Raw genomic sequence first — 22,900 nt, 5'->3', positions numbered from 1 at the left:
ACAGTGTCTACACCCTGGATGTAGACACTGTCTACATGACGTCAGACCACGCGATACCGCTCGGCCGCGCCGGCGCGCAGCGTCAGGCCGTGGCCCGGCGCGTCCGGCGGGCGTACGGCACCGCCGGTGGGGTCGGCCGCGCCGTCGAACAGGTCGCCCTCGATGCGCACGTGGTCGTGGAACCACTCCATGTGGCGCAGGTTGGGGGTCGCCGCGGCGACCGGCGCGTGCAGGTTGGGCGCGCAGTGCGCCGACACCTCCAGGCCGTGCCCGGCGGCGATCGCCGCCGCGCCGGACCAGCCGGTGTAGCCGCCGCAGCGGGTCGCGTCGATCTGCAGGCAGTCGACCGCGCCCGCCGCGCACATGCGGGTGAAGTAGACGAGGTCGCCGCCGTACTCGCCCGCCGCGACGTCGGCGTCGGACCGCTCGCGCACCAGGCGCAGCCCGGCCAGGTCGTCGGAGGACACCGGCTCCTCGAACCACCGCACGTCGTGGTCGCGCATCCGGCGTTCCAGCCGTACGGCCTGTTTCGCGCCGTAGCCGCCGTTGGCGTCCACGTACAGCTCGGCGGCGTCCCCGATGACACGGCGGGCGAGCGCGACACGGTGCAGGTCGCGGGCGGGCATGGCGCCCGCGGACTCCCCGATCTTGATCTTGACGCGGGGGATGCCCTGCTCGTGCACCCAGTGCGCGAGCTGCGCCGTCGTGACGTCGTCGTCGTAGGTGGTGAACCCGCCCGAGCCGTAGACGGGCACGGACGGCCCGGCCAGACCGAACAGGCGGGCGAGCGGCACGCCGAGCAGCCGGGCCTTGAGGTCCCAGATCGCGACGTCGACCGCGGAGACCGCATACCCGGCGACGCCCGTACGGCCCGCGTTTCGCACCCGGCGGACCATCGCGGTCCACAGGCCCGGCACGTCCATGGGGTCGCCGCCGCGCACGACCGGCGCGAGCAGGTCGGTGACGACCCGCGCGGCGGCGGCGGGCGCGTAGGTCCAGCCGAGCCCGGCCGCCTCGCCCGCGTCCGCGCGGACCACCACCATCGTGGTCGCGTCCCAGCTCAGCGTGCCGTCGGCCTCCGGACGGTCGGTCGGCACGCGGTACGCCGACACGTGAAGGTCCCCGATCACGAGGTGGCTGCGCACGCGCGTCCCCCTACCCGGGCGTGACCCCGGGACTCCGGATCGGAGGAAAGATTTTCCCTGGGGCGAGTGTTCGGCTTCCCATTCCAAGGGCAGCGCGCCACATATGACGGAAATCGCCTCAGAAATACTCATCAGGCGGCTCGCCGACTGGGGTGTCGACACCGTCTTCGGGCTTCCCGGTGACGGCATCAACGGCATCATGGAGGGGCTGCGCCGCCACTCCGACCGCGTCCGGTTCGTGCTGGTGCATCACGAGGAGGCGGCCGCCTTCATGGCGGCGGCGCACGCCAAGGCCACCGGTCGCATCGGGGTGTGCCTGGCCACCTCGGGCCCCGGCGGGATCCACCTGCTCAACGGCCTGTACGACGCCAAGCTCGACCACCAGCCGGTGCTGGCCATCACGGGCATGCAGGAGACCAGCGTGCTGGGCACCGGCTACCAGCAGGAGGTCCACCTCGACCGGCTCTACGAGGACGTGGCCGAATACAACCTCGTGGTGGACAACCCGGCCCAGCTCCCTGGTGTGGTGGACATCGCGATCCGCACGGCGTACGCGCGCCGCGGGGTGGCCCACCTGTGCCTGCCCAACGACGTCCAGGTGGCCCCCGCCGACGCCGACCCCTACCAGCACGTCGCCCCCGCGCGGCCGCCCGCGACCGCCCCCGTCTACCTGCCCCCGCCCGGCGTGCCGCGCCAGGAGGACCTGCGAGCCGCCGCCGAGGTGCTCAACGCGGCACGGCGGCCCGCGATCCTGGCCGGCGCCGGCGCCCTGCACGCCCGCGAGGAGGTGCTGGCCGTCGCCGAGACGCTGGGCGCGCCCGTGATCAAGACGCTTCCCGGCAAGGCGGTCATCCCCGACGACTCGCCATACGCGGTGGGCGGGATCGGCCTGCTCGGCACGAAGCCGGGCGAGGAGCTGGTCGAGGACTGCGACACCCTGCTGATGGTCGGCACCAACTTCCCCTACACCAAGCACCTGCCCGAGCCCGGCAGGGTGCGCGTCGTGCAGATCGACGCCGACCCCGCCCGCGCGGGCGTGCGCATGCCGACCGAGGTGCCGATGATCGGGGACGCCAAGGAGGGGCTGGCCGCGCTGCTGCCGCTGCTCCACCGCAACGACGACCGGGCGCACCTGGAGAAGTATCAGAAGGCCATGGCCGCGTGGCGGGAGAACATGGCCGCCCTGGAGAACCCGGAGCGCGCCCCGATCGCCCCGCAGTATCTGATCGGCTGCGTCGACCGGGCCGCCTCCGGCGACGCCATCCTCACCTGCGATTCCGGCACGATCGCCACCTGGGCGGCACGGCACTGGACGATCCGCGGCGACCGCGAGTTCTACCTGTCGGGCAACCTCGCCACGATGGCCCCCGGCCTGCCGTACGCGATCGCGGCGCAGCTCGCCCACCCCGACCGGCAGGTGATCGCGTTCATCGGCGACGGCGGCTTCGCGATGCTCATGGCCGAGTTCCTCACCGCGGCCCGGCTCGGCCTGCCGATCACCGTCGTGGTCAACAACAACGACTCGCTCGGCCAGATCCTGTGGGAGCAGATGGTGCTGGGATACCCGGAGCACGGGGTCAGGTTCGGCGCGCCGGCCTCCGACTTCTCCGCCTGGGCCCGCTCCTGCGGCGGCTACGGCCGCAAGGTCACCGACCCCGCAGAGGTGGACGAGGCCGTACGGCAGGCCCTCGCCCATCCGGGGCCGGCGCTGGTGGACGTGGACGTCGATCCGAACGAGCCGCCCATGCCGGGCAAGGTCGCCCGCGACCAGGCGGTCAGGTTCGCCGAGGCGTTCCTGAAGGGGCAGCCGCACAAGGCGGCCATCGCGACGACGCTGTTCAAGGACAAGATCTCTCAACTGGGGCGGTGACGCCATGTCGGACCAGGTGCTCGTTCCTCCGCCGGTGACGACCCGGCCGCGGCGCCCGTACGTGCGGGTGCGCGACCTCGAACGGGACCTGGCCGCCCGGGTGGACGGCGAGGTCAGGTTCGACCCGGGCAGCCGGGGCGCCTACTCCACCGACGGGTCGAACTACCGGCAGGTGCCGATCGGGGTGGTGGTGCCGCGCACGGTGGACGCGGCGGCCGAGGCGATCGCGGTCTGCCGGGAGCACGGCGCGCCCGTCACCTCACGGGGCGGGGGGACGAGCCTGGCCGGTCAGACCTGCAACACCGCCGTGGTGATCGACTGGTCGAAGTACTGCCACCGGCTGGTGTCGGTGGACGTGGCGGCGCGCACCTGCGTGGTCGAGCCCGGCATCGTGCTCGACGTGCTGAACCGGCTGCTGGCCGACACCGGCCTGATGTTCGGGCCGCGCCCGTCCACCCACGCCCAGTGCACGCTCGGCGGCATGATCGGCAACAACTCCTGCGGCTCGACCGCCCAGGCGTACGGCAAGACCGCCGACAACGTCGCGCGGCTGGAGATCCTCACCTACGACGGCCAGCGGATGTGGGTGGGGCCGACCAGCCAGGAGGAGTTCGACCGGATCGTCGCCCAGGGCGGGCCGAGGGCGCGGATCTACCGCGAGCTGCGCGCGATCGCGGACGAGCACGCCGACGAGATCCGCCGCCGCTTCCCCGACATCCCCCGGCGGGTGTCGGGCTACAACCTCGACCAGCTCCTGCCCGAGGCCGGGTTCGACCTGGCCAGGGCCCTGGTCGGGTCGGAGGGCACACTGGTCACGGTGCTGCGGGCCGAGCTGCGCCTGGTGCCCGCGCCCAAGGCCGAGTGCCTCGTGCTGCTCGGCTACCACGACATCGGCGTGGCCGCCGAGGCCGTGCCGCGCATCGTCGGCCACGGCCCGCTCCAGCTCGAAGGGGTGGACGACAAGCTCGTGGACTTCGAGCGGCGCAAGCACATGCATCCCGACGCCCTCAAGCGGCTGCCGGAGGGCGGCGGCTGGCTCATGGTCTCCTTCGCCGGCCGCTCGCAGAAGGAAGCGGACGCCAAGGCCCGCGGCATGCTGAAGGAGCTGAAGGACAGCGAGCACGCCCCGCACGTCTCCTTCTTCGACGACGCGAAGATCGAAAAGGAGCTGTGGGAGGTCCGCGAGTCCGGGCTGGGCGCCACCGCCCGCGTGCCCGGCATGCGCGAGACGTGGGAGGGGTTCGAGGACTCGGCCGTCCCGCCCGACCGGCTCGGCGACTACCTGCGCGACCTGCGCCGCCTGCTGGAGGAGTTCGGCTATGGCGACGCCTCCCTGTACGGGCACTTCGGGCAGGGCTGCGTGCACACCCGCATCCCGTTCGACCTGGTGACCGCCGACGGGGTGGCGGCCTTCCGTGCCTTCCTCGAACGCGCCGCCGACCTCGTCGTGTCCTACGGCGGCTCGCTGTCGGGCGAGCACGGCGACGGGCAGGCCCGGGGCGAGCTGCTGCCGAAGATGTTCGGGCCTACGATCATGACCGCATTCGAGCAGGTCAAGGCCGTCTTCGACCCGGGTGACCAAATGAACCCCGGCAAGGTCGTCGCGCCGTACCGGCTGGACGAGAACCTGCGGCTCGGCCCCGGGTGGACGCCCGCCGACCCGCCCGTCCACTTCGGCTACCCGGACGACGAGGGCAGTTTCCAGCGGGCCGTGATGCGGTGCGTGGGCGTCGGCCAGTGCCGCCAGCACACCGGCGGGGTGATGTGCCCGTCCTACCGGGCCACCGGCGAGGAGGAGCACTCCACCAGAGGACGCGCGCGGCTGCTGTTCGAGATGCTGAACGGCCACGCCGACTCCGCGGTCAAGGACGGCTGGCGTTCCACCGCCGTGCGCGACGCGCTCGATCTGTGCCTGGCCTGCAAGGGCTGCCGGCACGACTGCCCGATGCAGGTCGACATGGCGACGTACAAGGCCGAGTTCCTCGCCCACCACTACGCCCGCAGGATCAGGCCGATGGACCACTACGCCATGGGGTGGCTGCCGGTGTGGGCCCGCCTGGCCGCGCTCGCCCCGGGCCTGGTGAACGCGCTGGCACACGCGCCCGTGCTGTCGGGCCTGGCCAAGGGCCTGGCGGGGATCGAACCGGCCCGGCCGGTGCCGGACTTCGCGCCGCTGCGCTTCAGCGACTGGTATCGGCACCGCGGGCCGCGCGGCGGGGGCGAGCGGGGGCCCGTGCTGCTGTGGCCCGACACGTTCACCGACAACTTCCACCCGCACATCGGCCGCGCCGCCGTCTGGGTGCTGGAGTCGGCGGGCTACCGGGTGCTGATCCCGCCGCGCACGCTGTGCTGCGGCCTGACGTGGATATCGACCGGCCAGCTCGGCGTGGCGCGGCAGGTGCTGCGCCGCACCCTGCGCACCCTCGCCCCGGCGCTGCGCCGCGGCATCCCGATCGTGGGGCTGGAGCCGAGCTGCACGGCGGTGTTCCGGGCCGACGCGCCCGAGCTGTTCGCGCACGACCGGGACTTCGCCCGGCTGCGCGAGCAGACCAGGACCCTCGCCGAGCTGCTGAGCGCGGCCGGCGGGTGGGAGCCGCCCCGCATCGACCGGGACGCCGTCGTCCAGCCGCACTGTCACCACCACGCGGTACTCGGCTTCGACACCGACAGGGACCTGCTGTCCCGCGCCGAGGTGCGGGTGGAGGCGGCGGGCGGCTGCTGCGGCCTCGCCGGGAACTTCGGCTTCACCGCCGGGCACCTGGAGGTGTCGACGACCTGCGCGGAGCACGAGATCCTGCCGGCCGTCCGCGCCGCCGACGCCCGCACGGTCGTCCTCGCCGACGGCTTCAGCTGCCGTACGCAGATCGAGCAGGCGGGGGTGGGACGCCGGGCGGTCCACCTGGCGGAGCTGCTGGCGGCCGGGGTGCGCGGCACCCCGTTGAGCGAACGTCCCGAGTGCCGCATCGCGCGCAGGCCCGGCCCGGCGCGGGTGCTGGGGACGCGTTAGCGGTCGCGGTCGGCGGCCAGGCGGGCCAGGGCCTCCAGGCCCGCCGCCGGTCCCGGCGCCAGCTCCGCCGACCGCAGCGCCTCCATCGCCTCGGACAGCAGGTCGTCCACCCTGGCCAGGCACCACGCCCGGCCGCCCGCCTCTTCGACGAGCCGCGCGGCCCGCGCGAGGTCGGCCTGGGCGAGCGGGCGGCGATACAGCGCGGCGAGCGCGCCGCCCGCTGCCGTGCCCGACGTCAGCGCGGCGACGACCGGCAGGGACTTCTTCCGGTTGCGCAGATCGGAGTGGACCGGCTTGCCGGTGACGGCCGGGTCGCCCCAGATGCCCAACAGGTCGTCCACGATCTGGAACGCCAGCCCCACGCGCTCGCCGAACATCCGCAGGAAGGACACCTGCTCGCTGGTGGCGCCCCCCGGGAGCCCGGCGGCCTGCAGCGCGCCGAGGGCGCAGGCGCAGCCGAACAGCGCGCCCGTCTTGCCCTCCGCCATGCGCACGCACTCCCCCAGGCTCACGTCCGACCGCTCCTCGAAGCCGAGGTCGGCGCTCTGGCCGTCCAGCAGCGTCTGGACACACCTGGTGAGCGTGCGCACGCTCGCGCCGGCGGATCGGCCGCTCCCGGCGAGCACGGCGAAGGCCAGCGTCAGCAGGGAGTCTCCGGCCAGGATCGCCTCGGAGCGCCCGAAGACGTTCCACACCGTCGGGCGGTGGCGGCGGACCGCGTCGCCGTCCATCACGTCGTCGTGGACGAGGGAGAAGTTGTGCACCAGCTCGACCGCGACGGCGGCCGGCAGCGCGGCGTCCGCGTCCGCGCCGACGCCCTCGGCCGCCAGGAGCGTGAACGCCGGGCGCAGCGCCTTGCCGCCGTCCGCCCGCAGCGGCCGCTCCCGCGCGTCCCACCATCCGAAGTGGTAGCCCGCCATCCGGCGCATCGGCGCGGGCAGGGTGTCGACCGCATGGCGCAGGGCGGGCTCCATCAGGTCGCGCGTCCGGGCGAGCACCTCCGCCGTGGTGCGCACTCCCTCTGCAACCGGTTCCGTCACGCTCCCACCACCTCGGGCTCGAGTGGACACACAGGCCGGCTGGACTTGTCGGCATACCCCGGCCGCCCCCGCGCCACACGTGCCTCCGAATCCCCATAGCGTGGTGCGCATGCGGAAGTGGGTGCAGGAGATGGGGCTCGGGCTCGCGGCCGTCGGGCGGCCCGCGTACATCACGCTGGGCAGGGACGAGGACCTCGGCAGGGACCGTGACGTGGCGGCGATGCGGGCCCGCACGTGGGAGGTGCTGGACGCCGCGTGGGCGGCGGGCGTGCGGTACGTCGACGTGGCCCGGTCCTACGGCCGGGCGGAGGAGTTCCTGGCGGGCTGGCTGGCCGACCGGGGCATCCGGCCCGGGGAGATCGAAATCGGGTCGAAGTGGGGATACGAGTACGTCGGCGGCTGGCGCATGGACGCCGCGCGCCACGAGGAGAAGGACCTGTCGGCCGCCCGGCTGCGCCGCCAGCTGGGCGAGACCCGGGAGCTGCTCGGCGAACACCTGACGCTCTACCAGATCCACTCCGCCACGGTGGAAAGCGGGGTGCTCGACGACGAGGAGGTGCTCGGCGAGCTGCGCGCCCTGCGCGCCGGGGGCGTCGCCGTGGGCCTGTCGACCACCGGCCCCCGCCAGGCCGCGACGATCGACAGGGCGGTCGCGACCGGGCTCTTCGACACCGTGCAGTCGACCTGGAACCTGCTGGAGCGCTCGGCGGGCGAGGCCCTGGCCCGGGCGCACGCCGCCGGGCTCACCGTGATCGTCAAGGAGGGCGTGGCCAACGGCAGGCTGACCTCCCGGGGCGCGCCGCCGGCGCTGGCGGACGCCGCACGCGAGCGCGGCGTCACCCCCGACGCGCTGGCGCTCGCCGCCGTGCTCGCCCGCCCGTGGGCGGGGATCGTGCTGAGCGGCGCGGCCACGACCGCCCAGCTCGCCGAGAACCTGACGGCATCTGCCGTGACCTGGGACGACGAGGCCGAGAAGGCGCTCGCCGGGCTGGCGGAGGACGCCGAGACCTACTGGGCCCGCCGCGCCGCCCTCCCGTGGGCCTGAGCCCCCGGGTCTTTTTCAGGGCAGGAACTCGCCGTCCTTCAGCTCCAGCACGCGGTCGGCGAGACCGACGAGGCCCTCGTCGTGCGTGGCCACCAGCACGGTGACGCCCTCGCCCCGGACGAGCACCCGGAGCAGCTCCATGATCTGGCGGGCGGTCTGGGAGTCGAGCTGACCGGTCGGCTCGTCGGCCAGCAGCAGGCGGGGCCGGTTGGCCAGGGCCCTGGCGATGGCCACGCGCTGCTGCTGGCCGCCCGACAGCTCGTAGGGCCGCTGCTCGGCCTGGCCTGCCAGCCCGACAAGGGACAGCAGCACGTTGACCCGCGCCTCCCGTTCCTTGGCGGGCACCCGGGCCAGCCGCAGCGGCACGCCCACGTTCTCGGCGGCCGACAGCACCGGGATCAGCCGGAACGACTGGAAGACGAACCCGACGACGTCGCGCCGCAGCCGCAGCAGGCCCTCCTCTGGCAGCTCGGGCACGGCCTGCCCCGCCACCCGCACCTGGCCCTCGTCGGGCCGGTCCAGGCCCCCGACCAGGTTGAGCAGCGTCGTCTTGCCCGCGCCGGAACGCCCGCGGATCGCGACCAGCTCGCCGGGGTTGGCCTCGAAGGAGACCCCTCTGAGGGCGCGCACGCCCGCGGGATAGGTCTTGCGCAGTCCCTCTACGACGACCAGCGGCTCACTCATCGGTCTCCTCATCCACCCCGGAAGGCCACACCCCGATGTGGTCGCGTTCGAGCTCCAGGCGCACCCGGTGTTCCATCGACAGGGCGTTGATGAACTCCCTCGGCAACTGCAGGCGCCCGGCCCGGTCCAGCACCGCGTACTCCTCGGCGACCACCCTCCCGTCGGAGGAGGTGCGGCGGAACGTCTCGCTGGAGGTGCGGCCGTCGCGGATGCCGATCGTCCGGTCGACCTGCTGCGACACCATCGGGTCGTGGGTCACGACGACGGTCGTGACGCCCAGCTCCCGGTTGGCGTGGCGCAGCACGCCGAAGACCGTCTCGGCGCTCTCGCTGTCGAGCTCCCCGGTGGGCTCGTCGGCGAGCACCACCTCGGGCGCGTTGGCCAGCGCCACGGCGACGGCCACCCGCTGCTGCTCGCCGCCGGACATCTCCCCGGGCCGCCGGTCCGCGCGGTCCGCCATTCCCGTCAGCTCCAGCAGCTCGTCCGTACGCGACGACCTGGCCCGCCGCGACGTGCCGCCCGCCAGCCGCATCGGGAGCATGACGTTCTCCCGCGCGGTGAGGTACGGCAGCAGGTTGCGGGAGGTCTGCTGCCAGACGAAGCCCACGACGGAACGCCGGTAGCGGAGGCGGTCGCGGGGGGTCATGGACAGCAGGTCGATCCCGGCGACCCGGGCGAGCCCCGCCGTCGGCACGTCGAGCCCCGACAGGATGTTGAGCAGCGTCGACTTGCCCGACCCGGAGGCTCCGACGACCGCCACCAGCTCGCCCCGGCCGATGAGCAGGTCGAGACCCTGCAGCGCGACCACCTCGACCGCGGCGGGCCCCTCGGTCTTGTAGATCCGCACGAGGTTGTCGCACAGGATGTGGGCGTCCGCGCCGAACACGGGTCCGCCCCGCGTGGCCCGGGCCTCCAGGTCAGCCAGCGTGTCCACGTCTTCCTCCCCAATAGGCGCCCGCGAGGGCGACGGCGGCGACCCCGGCGGCCAGAGCACCCGCGACAACGCCGGGCAGCGCGGGCAGGAGCGCGCCGCCCGACAGCGCGCCCTGGCGCCCGCCCGCGTACGCCGACAGGTCGATTCCGATCAGCGCGGGCATGGCGAGCCCGGCCGCCAGCCCGGCGACGGCGGTCAGGACGAGCAGCGGGGCCGCCTCCAGGACGGTGACCAGCCCGGCCTGCCTGCGCGTGAGGCCGAGGGCGCGCAGCAGCCCGAGGTCCTCCGCGCGCCGGGCCGCGCCCCCGGTCAGGGCGATCGCGACGGCCGCCAGCGCGTACGCGGCCAGCGCCGCGGCGGCGACCCGCAGCGCGGCGGTCAGCGCCGCCGTCAGCGGCGCCCCGGTGATCTCGGCGAGCGCGCCCGCCACGGTGGTCATGTTCGCGCCGGACGGGAGCAGCGGCCTGACCGCTTCGGGGTCTCCCGCGATCAGCAGCGTGTTGACCTGTGCGGGAGCGCCGGGCAGCACGATGAGGGCGCCGTCGCCGGCCGCCACCCCGGGCATCGCGTCGACGGTCCCCGCCGGGGTGACCGTCGTCCGCGCGGGCCAGCCGACGTCGAAGCTCCCCGCGGCCGACAGGTCGCGCGAGACCAGCGCGCCGCTGCCCGGCGGCGGCAGGCGGAGCGGGCTGCCCGCGACCAGCCGGTGGTAGGCGCCGAGATCGACGGCGACGACCGTGGCCGGCCGCCCGCCGAAGCCCACCTCGGCGACCGTCGTGCCGACCGCGGCGGGGACGACGGCCCTGACGCCGGGCGCGTGGGCGATCTGCTCCAGCGTCTCCGGCGCGATGCCCTCCGCGCGCTCCACCCTGATCTCCGCGCCGGTCCGCTCCCAGGCCGCCTGCCGCTGGGCCTCCTCCAGCCCTCCGGCGGTGACCATGCCGTACGCCGCGAGGGCGACGGCCGGCAGCAGCGTGAGCACCGGCAGCGCGGCGCTCGGCACGGCCCGGGCGGCGGCGAGCCCGAGGAACGGCACGGCGCCGCTGCGCCGGGCGGCGGCCCGGAAGGCGAGGTGGATCAGGGCCGGGCCGGCCCGCAGCACCACCAGCGCGGCGGCCAGCGCCAGCAGCACCGGCCCGGGCGCGAGGAACGCGTCGCCCGTGCCGAGACCGCCAGTGCCGAGACCGCCCGTGCCGAGCCCGCGAGTGCGCAGAAGGTGCACGCTCGCCACCGCGAGCGCGAGCACCAGGAGCTCCAGCACGATGCGGCGCAGCGCGTTCCCCGACCGCCGGCCGCCGGACCGGACCAGCGCGGCGGCGCAGGCGATCGCGATGGTCCCCGCCGCCAGCGCGGCAGGTCCCAGCCGCGCGACCGCCGTCGGGGCGCCCGGCACGAAGCCCGCGGCCGCCTGGCCCGCCGCGGCCGCCGGCACCGCCACGAGCGCGACCGCTCCGCCGCAGGTCAGCATGGTCCGGGCGAGGGACGCGCCGCGGGCGCGCATCAGCAGCAGGTCGCCGCGCACCCGCCCGGCGAACAGCAGCACGGCCAGGGCCGTGGTGCCGAGGCACACGACGGCCAGCCCGCTCAGGAACACCGTGATGAGCGCCCGCGTGAGGGCCAGCCGTTGCAGGTACTCCGCCAGGATGCGGTCGAGCCCGGTCGACAGGGTGACTTCGAGGTCCTGCCTGCCCAGGCGGCGGCCGAACTCCGCCGTGTCGGCGAGCACGGCCGCCGCGTTGCCCGCGCCGATGCGCTCCTGCGCCGGGGTGACGAGCCATCGGAAGAGGATGGGCAGCTCGGCGCCCGCGAGGCTGTCGCCGTCGGCGAGCGCGGTGACGATCAGGTCGTCGTCCATGGCGAGCGGCACGCGGTGGTGGATGACGTAGGTGAGCTCCGGCTCCAGCGCCCAGAACCGGTCGGCGGGACGCACCGGCTCGAACAGCCCGGTGACCTTCACGGTCAGGTCGCCGAGGCGGAGCGTGTCGCCCGTTCTGATCGACATCTCCGTGGCGGCGACCGCGGGGACGGCCACCTCGACGCGGGTGCCGGAGCCGCGGCCAGGTGGGCCGCCCTTGACGTACCGCACATGCCGGCCCGCCCCTGAGACCCATTTCAGCGTCATATACCGATGCGCCCGGTCGTCGATCAGGATCGGCGACGAGGTGGCGAAGTCGTAGAGCCGGCCGGGATCGGCGACCTCCCGCAGCGCCGTTGGGAGCAGGGCGCGCCAGGCGGTGTCCGCCTTGGCCACCTGCTTCGTCGTCCGCATCCCCCTCGGGTCGAACGGCCGGCGGGTGAACTGGACCGCCAGCGAGGCCGTCCCGGGCGGGGCGGAGCCGACGGCCGACCTGGCCGCCGCGTCGAGGGACGACTCGACCATGCGGGGCAGGGCCGAGACGACCAGGGCGGCGCCGAAGACCAGCGCGGCCAGCAGCGCGGCCACACCCTTGTGCACTCCCAGAAGCCCGTGCACTCCCGGCAGGCGGATCATGACGCCTCCCCCGCACGCAGCACGGCGGCCGGCTCACGGCGGTGCAGCGACCGCGCGAGCCCCGCCACGATCGCGAGGAGCACCGCGAGGATCGCGACGGCGAGCGCCGCCACCTGTGGCCACGGCACGTGGAGCGACACCGGCAGCCCGCCCGCGGTCGCGTATCCGGCTGACACCATCGGCGGCACCACCGCGGCGGAGACGGCCACGGCGAGCGCCACCCCACCGGCCAGCGACAGCCCGATCACGAACGACTGCTCGGCCGCGAGCAGGCCGAGCGTCTGCCGGAAACTCACGCCGAGCGCGCCGAGCACGGCGAACTCCCCCCTGCGCTCGCGCGCCGAGACCGCCGTGTTGACCAGGAATCCCAGCACGGCGAACGCCAGCGCCGCCGCGAAGCCGAGCAGCAGCGCGCCCTGCAGACCGGCCGCCGTGGGGTCGTCCCGGTAACCGGCGGTGAGGGCGGCCGCGTCCACGATGTCCCTGCCGCGTCCCGAGGCGGCCAGGGCATCCCGAGTGGAACCGTCGGCGGCCAGCCACCACTCCGTCACCTGCCCCTCGGCGCCCTTCCCCCGGAACGCCGTGAGGTCGGCGAGCAGGGCCGGGGTGCCCTCGGGCGTGCCGGGCATCGCCGTGACGACGCCCACGACCCGGACGGGGATCGCCGCCGTGCCCGCGGTGATCCTGGTGGTGTCCGCCAGCCCGGGGGTCACCACGACCGGGAGCGGTCGCCCGGCGGACCCGGTGATCCGGGAGGCCAGCGTGGCCGGCGGCAGTTGCGACAGGTCGGGGCGCAGCAGCAGCACCCGGCCCAGATCCGCCGCGTCGGCGGCGATCAGCGTGGCGTCCGCGCCGTCGGCGACGACCGTGGCGCGGTGCGCGGGCACGGCCGCCGCGACCCCCGGCAGCCTGGTGAAGGTCCGGGCGTCGTCGCCGGGCAGGGCCGGGACGCGCAGCGAGGATCCGGCGACGTGCCTGGCCCGGTCCTCCTGGGCGGAGCGCCAGGTCGCGGCCGTGGTCAGGGACAGCACGCCGATCGCCGTCGCCATCGTCAGCAGCAGCGCCGGGCCCGAATAGCGGGCCGGGCGCCGGCTCACCTGCCGGGCGGCCACGGCCGGGCCGAACCCGGGGCGTCGCCGCGTCGCCCGCTCGGCGATCTTCGCGACGGCGGGCACCAGCCGCAGGGCGGCCATCCCGCCGCAGAGCAGGGCGAGCGCCGGCCCGGCCCCGACGAGCGGGTCGAGCCCGAGCTCGCCGCCGAGGCGCGTCGTCTCCGCCGCGTCCTGGCCGCGCAGGCGCCAGATGGCGAGGGCCGCCAGGACGAGCAGTGCCACGTCGGCCCCGGCCCGCTGCACCAGGCCGGGCCGGTCGGCGCGCCCGCGCGCCGCCTGCTCCTCGACGTACGTGCGGCGGGCGGCGAGCAGGGGCGGCGCCGCCAGCATGGCGGCGCAGGCGAGCGCGACCACCGCCGCCACGGCGAACGTGCTGCCGTCGGGCGCGCGGGGCGGCTCCACGCCGGTGGCCTCGATCCAGGGGAAGGCGCTCAGCAGCCGCAGGAGGACGGGTGCGAGGAACGGCGCCGCGGGCGCGCAGGGCAGCGCGATCAGCAGCGCCTCCCCCGCCGCCATGGCGGCGAGCCGCGGCGACCCGCCGCCCCTCGATCGCAGCAGGGCCGTCTCCATCCGGCGGTGTTCGGCGAGCAGCCGCGCGGTCAGCGCCAGCGCGTACGCGGCCAGCACGAGCAGCTGGAGCACCGGCACCAGCATGGTCGAGCGGGCGACCAGCGCGCCGTGGTCGAGCCGCAGCAGTGTGCCGGACAGCGTCTCGGTGACCGTGCACCGGGGGCAGCCGGACCGTACGTCGGCGGAGATCCCGGCGACCGACGCCGAGAACGGCCGCAGTCGCTCGGGCGGGAGCCGGCGCAGGTCGGGCTCGGCGAGCCAGCGGGCCGAGGCGCCGGCCGCGAACCGGTCGAGGAAGACGCCGGCCGGCACGACCATGGGGCCTCGGGAAGTGAAGTCGGCGGTCTGCGTGCCGTGGCGCAGCAGGTCCTCTCCCGTCCAGCGCGGGTCGTCGGGGTCGCGCAGCCGGAAGACGCCGGAGACGCGCACGCGGGCCGGCTTGCCGTCCAGGCGTCCGACGACGGTGAACGTGTCGCCGGTGGAGACCCTCATCGCCCGCGCGGCCGGCTCCGAGAGCGCGACGGCCGTATCGCCTGCCGTCCCCGCTGTCGTTCCCCGCGCCGTCCCCGCGGTCCCTTTCCGCGTGGGCCATCGGCCGCTCACCAGGTCGGCCTGGCCGTCCAGTCCCTCGTACGTGGCGAACCGGGTCAGGACGGGCTGACCACCTTTATCTCGTCCCCTCAGCGCGTAGGAGGCGGACTCGACGCGCGCGGTGACCCGTACGGGCACCTCGCCATGGGCGTGGGCGATGCCCGCGCGGACGGCCTGGTCGACCTTCGCGAAGTCCCCGGACGTGACCGAGGAGGTGACGACGGTGGCGGTGGCGGCGAGCGGTGCCGTGTCCAGGGCCCTCCGCACGCCCGCCTGGCTCGCCGACCCCGCGTGCAGCAGCAGCGCCGCGATCGCCGTGGTGGCGAGCAGGATGGAGCCGAACGCGGCCGCCAGCAGCAGCGGCTCGGCCAGCGCACGTCGGATCACCAACGGCAGCCGCCCCAGCACTGCCCTCCCCCGTTTCACCCGGGCATCATGGCAAAGCCGATCCGGGCACACCACACCGGCCCGACATACGTAGCGATTCCGATATATCCGACAGACCGTACTTGCGGGACATCCGGCACGAAGGTGTAAGTTGACCCCGCAAGCGACGGACGCGGAGGAAGCCGGTGTGAATCCGGCGCGGTCCCGCCACTGTCACCGGGGAGCGAACCTCACCCACGCCACTGCCCAGCACGGGCGGGAAGGCTGAGGGGAGCGCTGATCCGGGAGCCAGGATACTCCGGCCGTCGGACCTTCTACCGGGGGCGCGGATACCCCCAGGGGGGACATGCCATGGCCCGGACAGGCCTGCGCAGACGCGCCTCACTGCCGGTTTCGCGCTCCACCTGCTGACGTGGCCGGCGGCGGCCTGCTCGTGGCGGGCACGACCTCCGACGCGGGAAAGAGCGTGCTGGTGGCCGGCCTGTGCCGGTGGCTGGCCCGGCGCGGCGTACGGGTCGCGCCGTTCAAGGCGCAGAACATGGCGCTCAACTCGATGGTCACCGCCGACGGCGGCGAGATCGGGCGGGCCCAGGCGATGCAGGCCGTGGCGGCCCGGGTCGAGCCCGAGGCCGCGATGAACCCGGTGCTGATCAAACCCGCGGGCGATCGGCACTCCCACGTGGTCGTGCTCGGCCGCGCGCACGCCGACGTGGACGCCATGTCCTACCGCGACCACAAGATGCGCCTGCTCGACGTCGCCCTCGACGCGCTCGACGGCCTGCGCCGCCGCTACGACGTCGTGATCTGCGAGGGCGCGGGCAGCCCCGCCGAGGTCAACCTGCGCGACCGCGACATCGCCAACATGGGCCTGGCCCGCGCCGCCGGCCTGCCGGCGCTCGTCGTCGGCGACATCGACAGGGGTGGCGTGCTCGCGCACTTCGCCGGCACCATCGCCGTGCTCGACCGGCACGACCAGCGGCACATCGCGGGCTTCGTGGTCAACAAGTTCCGCGGCGACCTCGCGCTGCTGCGGCCGGGGCTCGACTGGCTCACGGAGGCGACCGGCCGGCCGTGCCTCGGCGTGCTGCCGTGGCGCTCGGGCCTGTGGCTCGACGTGGAGGACTCCCTCGACCTCGACAGCCGTCCCGGCCTGCTCACCCCGCCGGTGGGACGTGACGTGCTGCGCGTGGCCCTCGTGCGGCTGCCGCGCATGTCCAACGTCACCGACGCCGACGCGCTCGCCGCCGAGCCGGGGGTGAGCGTCCGCCTCGTCACCACCCCCGCCGAGCTCGCCGACGCCGACCTCGTCGTGCTGCCCGGCACCCGCGCCACCGTCGGCGACCTCGCCTGGCTGCGCGAGCGCGGCCTGGACGAGGCGCTGCGCCGCCGCGCCGCCGAGGGCCGCCCGGTGCTCGGGATCTGCGGCGGCTACCAGATGCTCGGCACGGTCATCGACGACGAGGTCGAGAGCCGGGCCGGCCGGGTGCCCGGCCTCGGGCTGCTGCCTGCCCGGACGGCGTACGCGCCGGGCAAGGTGCTCACGCTCGCGGAGGGCGAGTGGCGGGGTCACGTGGTCGCGGGCTACCAGATCCACCACGGCCGGGTGACCTTCGACGGCGGCGAGCCGTTCCTCGACGGCTGCCGGGCCGGGCAGGTGTGGGGCACGACCTGGCACGGCCTGTTCGAGCGCGACGGATTCCGCCGGGCCTTCCTCGCCGAGGTCGCCGCCGTCACCGGCCGGGCCTGGCTGCCCGGGACCGGAACGTTCGCCGCGCACCGGGAGGCCCGCCTCGACGCCCTGGGCGACCTCGTGGAGGAGCACCTCGACACCGAGGCCGTGTGGCGGCTCATCGAGCGCGGCGTGCCCACCGGCCTGCCCATCGCCGAGCTCACGCTGCGGGAGGACCGTCCATGACGACACCGCCGAGGATGCTGCTGCTGTCCACCGCCGACACCGAGCTGCTCGCCGCGACCCGGAGCGGGGCCGGCTGGCGGGTCGCCAACCCCGCGCGTACGGCCGCGGAGGACGTGCCCGCCCTGGTGGACGGCGTGGACGCCGTCGTCGTCCGGCTGCTCGGCGGCAGGCGCTCCTGGCCCGAGGGACTCGACGCCGTGCTCGCGGCCGGGCTGCCCACCGTGGTCCTGGGCGGCGAGCAGGCCCCGGACGCCGCGCTGATGGCCCTGTCCACCGTGCCGTCCGGGGTCGCCGCGCAGGCGCTCGCCTATCTGGCCGAGGGCGGCCCGGACAACCTCGCGGAGCTGCGCCGCTTCCTGTCCGACACGCTCCTGCTGACCGGCGAGGGCTTCGCGCCGCCCCGGCCCACGCCCGAGTCCGGCGTACGGCCCGGCCGCGCCCGCCGGGAGGGCCGCCCGCTGGTCGGCGTGGTCTACTACCGGGCGCACGAGCTGTCGGGCAACACGGCGTTCGTCGACGCGCTGTGCGACGCCGTCGAAGCGGCGGGCGCCGACGTGCTGCCGGTCTTCTGCGGATCGCTCCGGGGCGCGGGTGACGACCTGCTCGACCTGCTGCGGCCCGTGGACGCGCTGGTCGTCACCGTGCTGGCCGCGGGCGGGGCGGTCGCCGCCGCCGCGAGCGCCGGGGGCGACGAGGACGCCTGGGACGCGGGGGCGCTGGCCGCCCTCGACGTGCCGGTGCTGCAGGCGCTGTGCCTGACCACGCCCCGCGCGGTGTGGGCGGACTCCGACGCCGGGCTGTCCCCGATGGACGCCGCGATGCAGGTGGCGGTGCCCGAGTTCGACGGGCGCCTGATCACCGTGCCGTTCTCGTTCAAGGAGGACGGGCCCGACGGCGTGCCGGTCTACGTCGCCGACGCCGAGCGGTGCGCCCGGGTGGCCGCGCTCGCGGTCGCGCACGCCCGGCTGCGCCACGTGCCGAACGCGGACAAGCGCCTGGCGATCGTGCTGTCGTCCTATCCCACGCGGCACTCCCGGGTCGGCAACGCCGTCGGGCTCGACACCCCGGCCTCCGCCGTCGTGCTGCTGCGCGCCCTGCGCGACGCCGGATATGACGTGGGCGACGCGCCCGACGACGGCGACGCGCTGATCCACGCCCTGATCGCGGCCGGCGGCCACGACGTGGAGTGGCTCACCGAGGAGCAGATCGAGGCCGCCCCCGCCCGCGTGCCGCTGCACGCCTACCGGGAGTGGTTCGCGGCGCTGCCCGGCGACCTGCGCGACGCGGTGACCGCCCACTGGGGGCCGCCGCCGGGCTCCCTCTATGTGGACGGCACCGACATCGTGCTCGCGGCGCTGCGGTTCGGCAACGTCCTGCTCGCGATCCAGCCGCCCCGGGGATTCGGCGAGAACCCGGTCGCCATCTATCACGACCCCGACCTGCCGCCCAGCCACCACTACCTCGCGGCGTACTGGTGGCTGGCCCGCGAGTTCGGCGCGCACGCGGTCGTCCACCTCGGCAAGCACGGCACGCTGGAGTGGCTTCCGGGCAAGGGGCTCGGGCTGGCGGCGTCGTGCGCGCCCGACGCCGCGCTCGGCGCGCTGCCGCTGGTCTATCCGTTCATCGTCAACGACCCCGGTGAGGGCACCCAGGCCAAGCGGCGGGCGCACGCCACCGTCGTCGACCACCTGATCCCGCCGATGGCCAGGGCCGACTCCTACGGCGACCTCGCCCGCCTGGAGCAGCTCATGGACGAGCACGCCACCGTCGCCGCGCTCGACCCGGCCAAGCTGCCGGCCGTACGCGCGCGGATCTGGACGCTGATCCAGGCCGCCCGGCTCCACCACGACCTGCACGTGGACGAGCGGCCGCAGGACGCGGAGTTCGACGACTTCCTGCTGCACGTCGACGGCTACCTGTGCGAGATCAAGGACGCGCAGATCCGCGACGGCCTGCACGTGCTGGGCCAGGTGCACACCGGTGAGGCCCGGGTCGACCTGGTGCTCGCCGTGCTGCGCGCCCGCCAGGTCTGGGCCGGCGCCGCCGGGGCGCTGCCCGGCCTGCGCGAGGCCCTCGGCCTCTCCCCGGACGCGGGTACGGCCGAGGTGGACGCGTTCGAGGCCGAGGCGCGGCGGCTGGTCCAGGCGATGGAGGACCACGGCTGGGATCCCGCGGCGGCCGGCACGGTCACGGACCACGCGGAGGCCGCCCGGGTGCTGCGCTTCGCCGCGACCGAGGTCGTGCCCCGGCTCGACCGGACGACGGACGAGGTGGCGCATGTGCTGCACGCGCTCGACGGCGGATATGTGCCCGCCGGTCCTTCCGGGTCGCCCACGCGCGGGCTGGTCGGCGTGCTGCCGACCGGCCGCAACTTCTACTCCGTGGATCCCAAGGCCATCCCGTCACGGCTGGCCTGGGAGACCGGCTCGGCGCTCGCGGCCTCGCTGGTCGAGCGCTACCACGCCGACACCGGCGAACATCCGCGCACGGTCGGGCTCACGGTCTGGGGCACCAGCGCGATGCGCACCCAGGGCGACGACATCGCCGAGATCATGGCGCTGCTCGGCGTGCGCCCGGAGTGGGACGACGCCTCCCGCCGGGTGACCGGCTTCGCGGTCATGCCCGCCGAGGAGCTGGGCCGCCCCCGCGTCGACGTGATCGTGCGGATCAGCGGATTCTTCCGCGACGCGTTCCCGCACGTCGTGGCGCTGCTCGACGAGGCCGTCCGCACGGTCGCTGCGCTGGACGAGCCCGCCGAGGTCAACCCGCTGCGCGCGCACGTCCACGCCGACCTCGCCCGGCACGGCGATGAGCGCCGCGCCACCAGCCGCGTCTTCGGCTCCAAACCCGGCGCGTACGGCGCCGGCCTGCTGCCGCTCATCGACGCCCGCAACTGGCGCGACGACGCCGACCTCGCCGAGGTGTACGCGGTGTGGGGCGGCTACGCGTACGGCGAGGGCCTCGACGGCCGGGAGGCCCGCGCGGACATGGAGGCGGCGTTCCGGCGCATCGACGTGGCGGCCAAGAACCAGGACAACCGCGAGCACGACATCGCCGACTCCGACGACTACTTCCAGTACCACGGCGGGATGGTCGCCATGGTCCGCCACCTGACCGGCCGGTCCCCGGCGGCGTACGTGGGCGACTCGCACGTCCCCGACGCGGTGCGCACCCGGACGCTGGGCGAGGAGACGCGGCGGGTGTTCCGGTCGCGGGTGGTCAACCCGCGCTGGATCGCGGCGATGCGGCGGCACGGCTACAAGGGCGCGTTCGAGATGGCGGCCACGGTGGACTACCTGTTCGGGTTCGACGCCACGGCCGGGGTGGTGGACGACTGGATGTACGAGTCGCTCGCCTCCTCCTACGTCTTCGACCCGCAGGTGCGGGAGTTCATGCGGGCGTCCAACCCCTGGGCGCTGCGCGGCATCGCCGAACGGCTGCTGGAGGCGGCCGACCGCGGCCTGTGGGCCGAGCCGTCGCCGCAGACCCTCGACGGGCTGCGGGCGACGTACCTGGAGATGGAAGGCGACCTGGAGGCGGGCAAGTGACCGTGGGATACCCGTTCAGCGCGGTCGTCGGGCACGACGACCTCAAGCTGGCGCTGCTGCTCAACGCGGTGTCGCCCGCGATCGGCGGCGTGCTCGTGCGGGGCGAGAAGGGCACGGCGAAGTCGACCGTGGTGCGGTCGCTCGCGGCCCTGCTGCCGCGGGTGGCGGTGGTCGCGGGCTGCCGGTTCTCCTGCGACCCCGCCGCGCCCGACCCGTCGTGCCCGGACGGCCCGCACGCGAACGGCCTGTCCCCGCACCCGCGCCCGGCCCGGCTGGTGGAACTGCCGGTGGGCGCGTCGGAGGACCGCGTGGCCGGGTCGCTCGACCTGGAGCGGGCGCTGACCGAGGGCGTCAAGGCGTACGAGCCGGGCCTGCTCGCGGCGGCCCACCGGGGCGTGCTCTACGTGGACGAGGTCAACCTGCTCCACGACCACCTCGTCGACCTGCTGCTCGACGCGGCGGCGATGGGCGTGGCCCACGTGGAGCGCGAGGGCGTGTCGGTCCGCCACGCGGCCCGCTTCCTGCTGGTCGGCACGATGAACCCGGAGGAGGGCGAGCTGCGCCCGCAGCTCCTCGACCGGTTCGGCCTGGCCGTCGAGGTTCGCGCGTCCCGCGACCCGGCGGAGCGGGCCGAGGTGGTGCGCCGCCGCCTCGCCTTCGAGGCCGACCCGGCCGGCTTCGCGCGCGCGTACGCCGGTGGGGAGCACGATCTCGCCCTGCGGATCGCGGCGGCGCGCGACCGGCTGCCCGCCCTGGCGCTTCCCGACGACGCGCTGCGGAAGATCACGGCGGTGTGCGCGGCCTTCGACGTCGAGGGGATGCGCGCCGACCTCGTGATGGCGCGTACGGCCGTCGCCCTGGCCGCATGGGAGGGCAGGGATGAGGTCACCTCCGACGACGTACGGACGGCCGCCCGGCTGGCGCTCCCCCACCGGCGCCGCCGTGACCCGTTCGACGACCCGTTCGACGACCCGTTCGACGACACGGGCGGCCAAGGACTAGACGAGGAGCGGCTGGAACAGGCACTGACCGACGCGGATGACACGCCGGATAAGGGGCCTGATGGCGGGCCGGACGACGGCGGGCCCTCGGGCGGCGGGGGCGGCGAGCAGGCACCCGTGAACCAGGCCCCCGTGAACCCTGGTGCCCCCTACCGGACCCGGCTCCTCGCACCGGACGCGGCGGGCCGGGGCGGGCCCGCCGGACGGCGCGGGCGCACGACCGGCGAGTCCGGCCGCACCGTCGGCGCCCGCACCCCGGACGGACGGCTGCGCCGGCTCGACCTGGCGGCCACGCTGGCCGCCGCCGCGCCGCACCAGCACAGGCGGGGGCACGAGCGCGGCCGGGCCGGCTCCCGCCTGGTGCTGCGCCGCGAGGACCTGCGGGAATCCCTGCGCGAGGGGCGCGAGTCGAACCTCGTGCTGTTCTGCGTGGACGCGAGCGGGTCGATGGCCGCGCGGGCGCGGATGCGCGCGGTGAAGGGCGCCGTGCTGTCCCTGCTGCTCGACGCCTACCAGCGCCGCGACAAGGTCGGACTGGTGACCTTCCGGGGCGCGGAGGCGATGGTCGCGCTGCCGCCGACCTCCAGCGTCGATCTGGCCTCCGGCCGGCTGGCCCGGCTCGCCACCGGCGGGCGCACTCCGCTGGCCGCCGGGCTGCTCCGCGCCGAACGGGTGCTGGCCGCCGAGCGGCTGCGCGATCCCCGCCGCCGTCCGCTGCTCGTGGTCGTCACCGACGGGCGGCACACCGCGGGCCCCGACCCGGTCGCCGCGGCCCGGCGGCTCGCCGGGGTCGCGAGCGTCGTCGTCGACTGCGAGCACGGCCCCGTACGGCTCGGCCTGGCCGGGCGGCTCGCCGCCGCGCTCGGCGGGACCGCGATCCGGCTGGAGGAGCTGGCGGCCGATCATCTGGCCGCGGTGGTGCGTGACGTCAGGAGGGTGGCGTAGATGCCGCAGGGCAGACCGGCCGACGTGCCGGACGACGGGCTGACCACGCGCGAGCGGCGCAACCGCCCGCTGGTCATCGTGCACACCGGGGAGATGAAGGGGAAGTCGACGGCCGCCTTCGGCCTGGCGCTGCGCGCCTGGAACCAGGGCTGGCCCGTCGGGGTGTTCCAGTTCGTCAAGAGCGCCAAGTGGCGGGTCGGCGAGGAGGCCGCGCTGCGCGCCCTCGGCCGCCTGCACGAGCAGACCGGCGAGGGCGGCCCGGTGACCTGGCACAAGATGGGCGAGGGCTGGTCGTGGATCCAGCGGCCCGGCACCGAGGCCGGCCACGCCGCCGACGCCCGCGAGGGGTGGGCGCAGATCAGGCGCGACCTCGCCGCCGAGACCTACGGCCTGTACGTCCTGGACGAGTTCACCTATCCGATGAAGTGGGGCTGGATCGACGTGGACGACGTCGTCGCGACCCTGCGCGCCCGGCCCGGCCGCCAGCACGTGGTGATCACCGGCAGGGACGCCGATCCCCGCCTGGTCGAGGCCGCCGACCTCGTGGTGGAGATGACCAAGATCAAGCACCCGATGGACGCGGGGCAGAAGGGCCAGAGGGGCATCGAATGGTGA

13 protein-coding genes and 1 riboswitch are annotated in these 22,900 nt (G+C 75.2%); of the genes, 7 read left to right on the top strand and 6 right to left on the bottom strand.

Going from position 1 to position 22,900, the window contains the following annotated elements:
* Positions 1-41: 41 nt before the first annotated feature.
* Positions 42-1,145, bottom strand: a complete 1,104-nt coding sequence (locus tag OHB01_RS28670; protein ID WP_328854229.1) for an enolase C-terminal domain-like protein — start codon at positions 1,143-1,145, stop codon at positions 42-44.
* Between the two features lie 103 nt (positions 1,146-1,248).
* Here OHB01_RS28670 and OHB01_RS28665 point away from each other — a divergent pair, with 103 nt between their 5' ends.
* Entirely contained in the window at positions 1,249-3,015 is a 1,767-nt protein-coding gene (locus OHB01_RS28665; protein WP_328854228.1) for a thiamine pyrophosphate-dependent enzyme, read from the top strand.
* A 4-nt stretch (positions 3,016-3,019) separates the two neighbouring features.
* Positions 3,020-6,022, top strand: a complete 3,003-nt coding sequence (locus OHB01_RS28660) for an FAD-binding and (Fe-S)-binding domain-containing protein (protein ID WP_142648504.1) — start codon at positions 3,020-3,022, stop codon at positions 6,020-6,022.
* Here OHB01_RS28660 and OHB01_RS28655 read toward each other — a convergent pair.
* Complete coding sequence (locus tag OHB01_RS28655; RefSeq protein WP_260617317.1) at positions 6,019-7,062, bottom strand: family 2 encapsulin nanocompartment cargo protein polyprenyl transferase; 1,044 nt, start codon at positions 7,060-7,062, stop codon at positions 6,019-6,021. The genes OHB01_RS28660 and OHB01_RS28655 overlap by 4 nt on opposite strands.
* 109 nt (positions 7,063-7,171) lie before the next feature.
* Between OHB01_RS28655 and OHB01_RS28650 the strand changes: the two genes are divergently transcribed.
* Positions 7,172-8,107 (top strand): aldo/keto reductase, encoded by a 936-nt coding sequence (locus OHB01_RS28650; protein ID WP_142648502.1) that lies wholly within the window; start codon positions 7,172-7,174, stop codon positions 8,105-8,107.
* A 15-nt stretch (positions 8,108-8,122) separates the two neighbouring features.
* On the opposite strand, the gene OHB01_RS28645 is transcribed toward OHB01_RS28650, so the two are convergent.
* From OHB01_RS28645 to OHB01_RS28630, 4 genes are read right to left on the bottom strand one after another with little or no spacing between them, the layout of a single operon-like run.
* Entirely contained in the window at positions 8,123-8,791 is a 669-nt protein-coding gene (locus tag OHB01_RS28645) for an ABC transporter ATP-binding protein (RefSeq protein ID WP_240971535.1), read from the bottom strand.
* Positions 8,784-9,725 carry an ABC transporter ATP-binding protein gene (locus tag OHB01_RS28640; RefSeq protein ID WP_221889932.1) on the bottom strand — a complete coding sequence of 314 codons (942 nt, stop codon included), beginning with the start codon at positions 9,723-9,725 and terminating at the stop codon, positions 8,784-8,786. Before OHB01_RS28640 ends, OHB01_RS28645 begins: the two co-directional genes overlap by 8 nt.
* Positions 9,709-12,216 carry an FtsX-like permease family protein gene (locus OHB01_RS28635; RefSeq protein WP_328854227.1) on the bottom strand — a complete coding sequence of 836 codons (2,508 nt, stop codon included), beginning with the start codon at positions 12,214-12,216 and terminating at the stop codon, positions 9,709-9,711. The genes OHB01_RS28640 and OHB01_RS28635 overlap by 17 nt, the downstream gene beginning before the upstream one ends.
* Positions 12,213-14,915, bottom strand: a complete 2,703-nt coding sequence (locus OHB01_RS28630; RefSeq protein WP_222709661.1) for an FtsX-like permease family protein — start codon at positions 14,913-14,915, stop codon at positions 12,213-12,215. Before OHB01_RS28630 ends, OHB01_RS28635 begins: the two co-directional genes overlap by 4 nt.
* A 136-nt stretch (positions 14,916-15,051) precedes the next feature.
* Positions 15,052-15,175, top strand: a riboswitch (cobalamin riboswitch).
* Positions 15,176-15,288: 113 nt separating this feature from the next.
* On the opposite strand from OHB01_RS28630, the gene OHB01_RS28625 reads away from it, so the two are divergent.
* Genes OHB01_RS28625 through cobO form a run of 4 tightly spaced genes read left to right on the top strand, consistent with a single transcriptional unit; the run spans position 15,289 to position 22,900 of the window.
* Entirely contained in the window at positions 15,289-16,791 is a 1,503-nt protein-coding gene (locus tag OHB01_RS28625) for a cobyric acid synthase (protein WP_328854226.1), read from the top strand.
* On the top strand, positions 16,788-20,339 hold the full coding sequence (cobN, locus tag OHB01_RS28620) for a cobaltochelatase subunit CobN (RefSeq protein ID WP_328854225.1): 3,552 nt from the start codon (positions 16,788-16,790) through the stop codon (positions 20,337-20,339). The genes OHB01_RS28625 and cobN overlap by 4 nt, the downstream gene beginning before the upstream one ends.
* On the top strand, positions 20,336-22,285 hold the full coding sequence (locus tag OHB01_RS28615) for a putative cobaltochelatase (RefSeq protein WP_328854224.1): 1,950 nt from the start codon (positions 20,336-20,338) through the stop codon (positions 22,283-22,285). The genes cobN and OHB01_RS28615 overlap by 4 nt, the downstream gene beginning before the upstream one ends.
* Positions 22,286-22,900 carry a cob(I)yrinic acid a,c-diamide adenosyltransferase gene (gene cobO / locus OHB01_RS28610; RefSeq protein WP_147944620.1) on the top strand — a complete coding sequence of 205 codons (615 nt, stop codon included), beginning with the start codon at positions 22,286-22,288 and terminating at the stop codon, positions 22,898-22,900.

The sequence above is a fragment of the Microbispora hainanensis genome (assembly GCF_036186745.1).
Classification (GTDB): domain Bacteria; phylum Actinomycetota; class Actinomycetes; order Streptosporangiales; family Streptosporangiaceae; genus Microbispora.
Note: the sequence above shows the minus strand (reverse complement) of the source record. Positions and strands in the feature narration are given on the sequence as shown.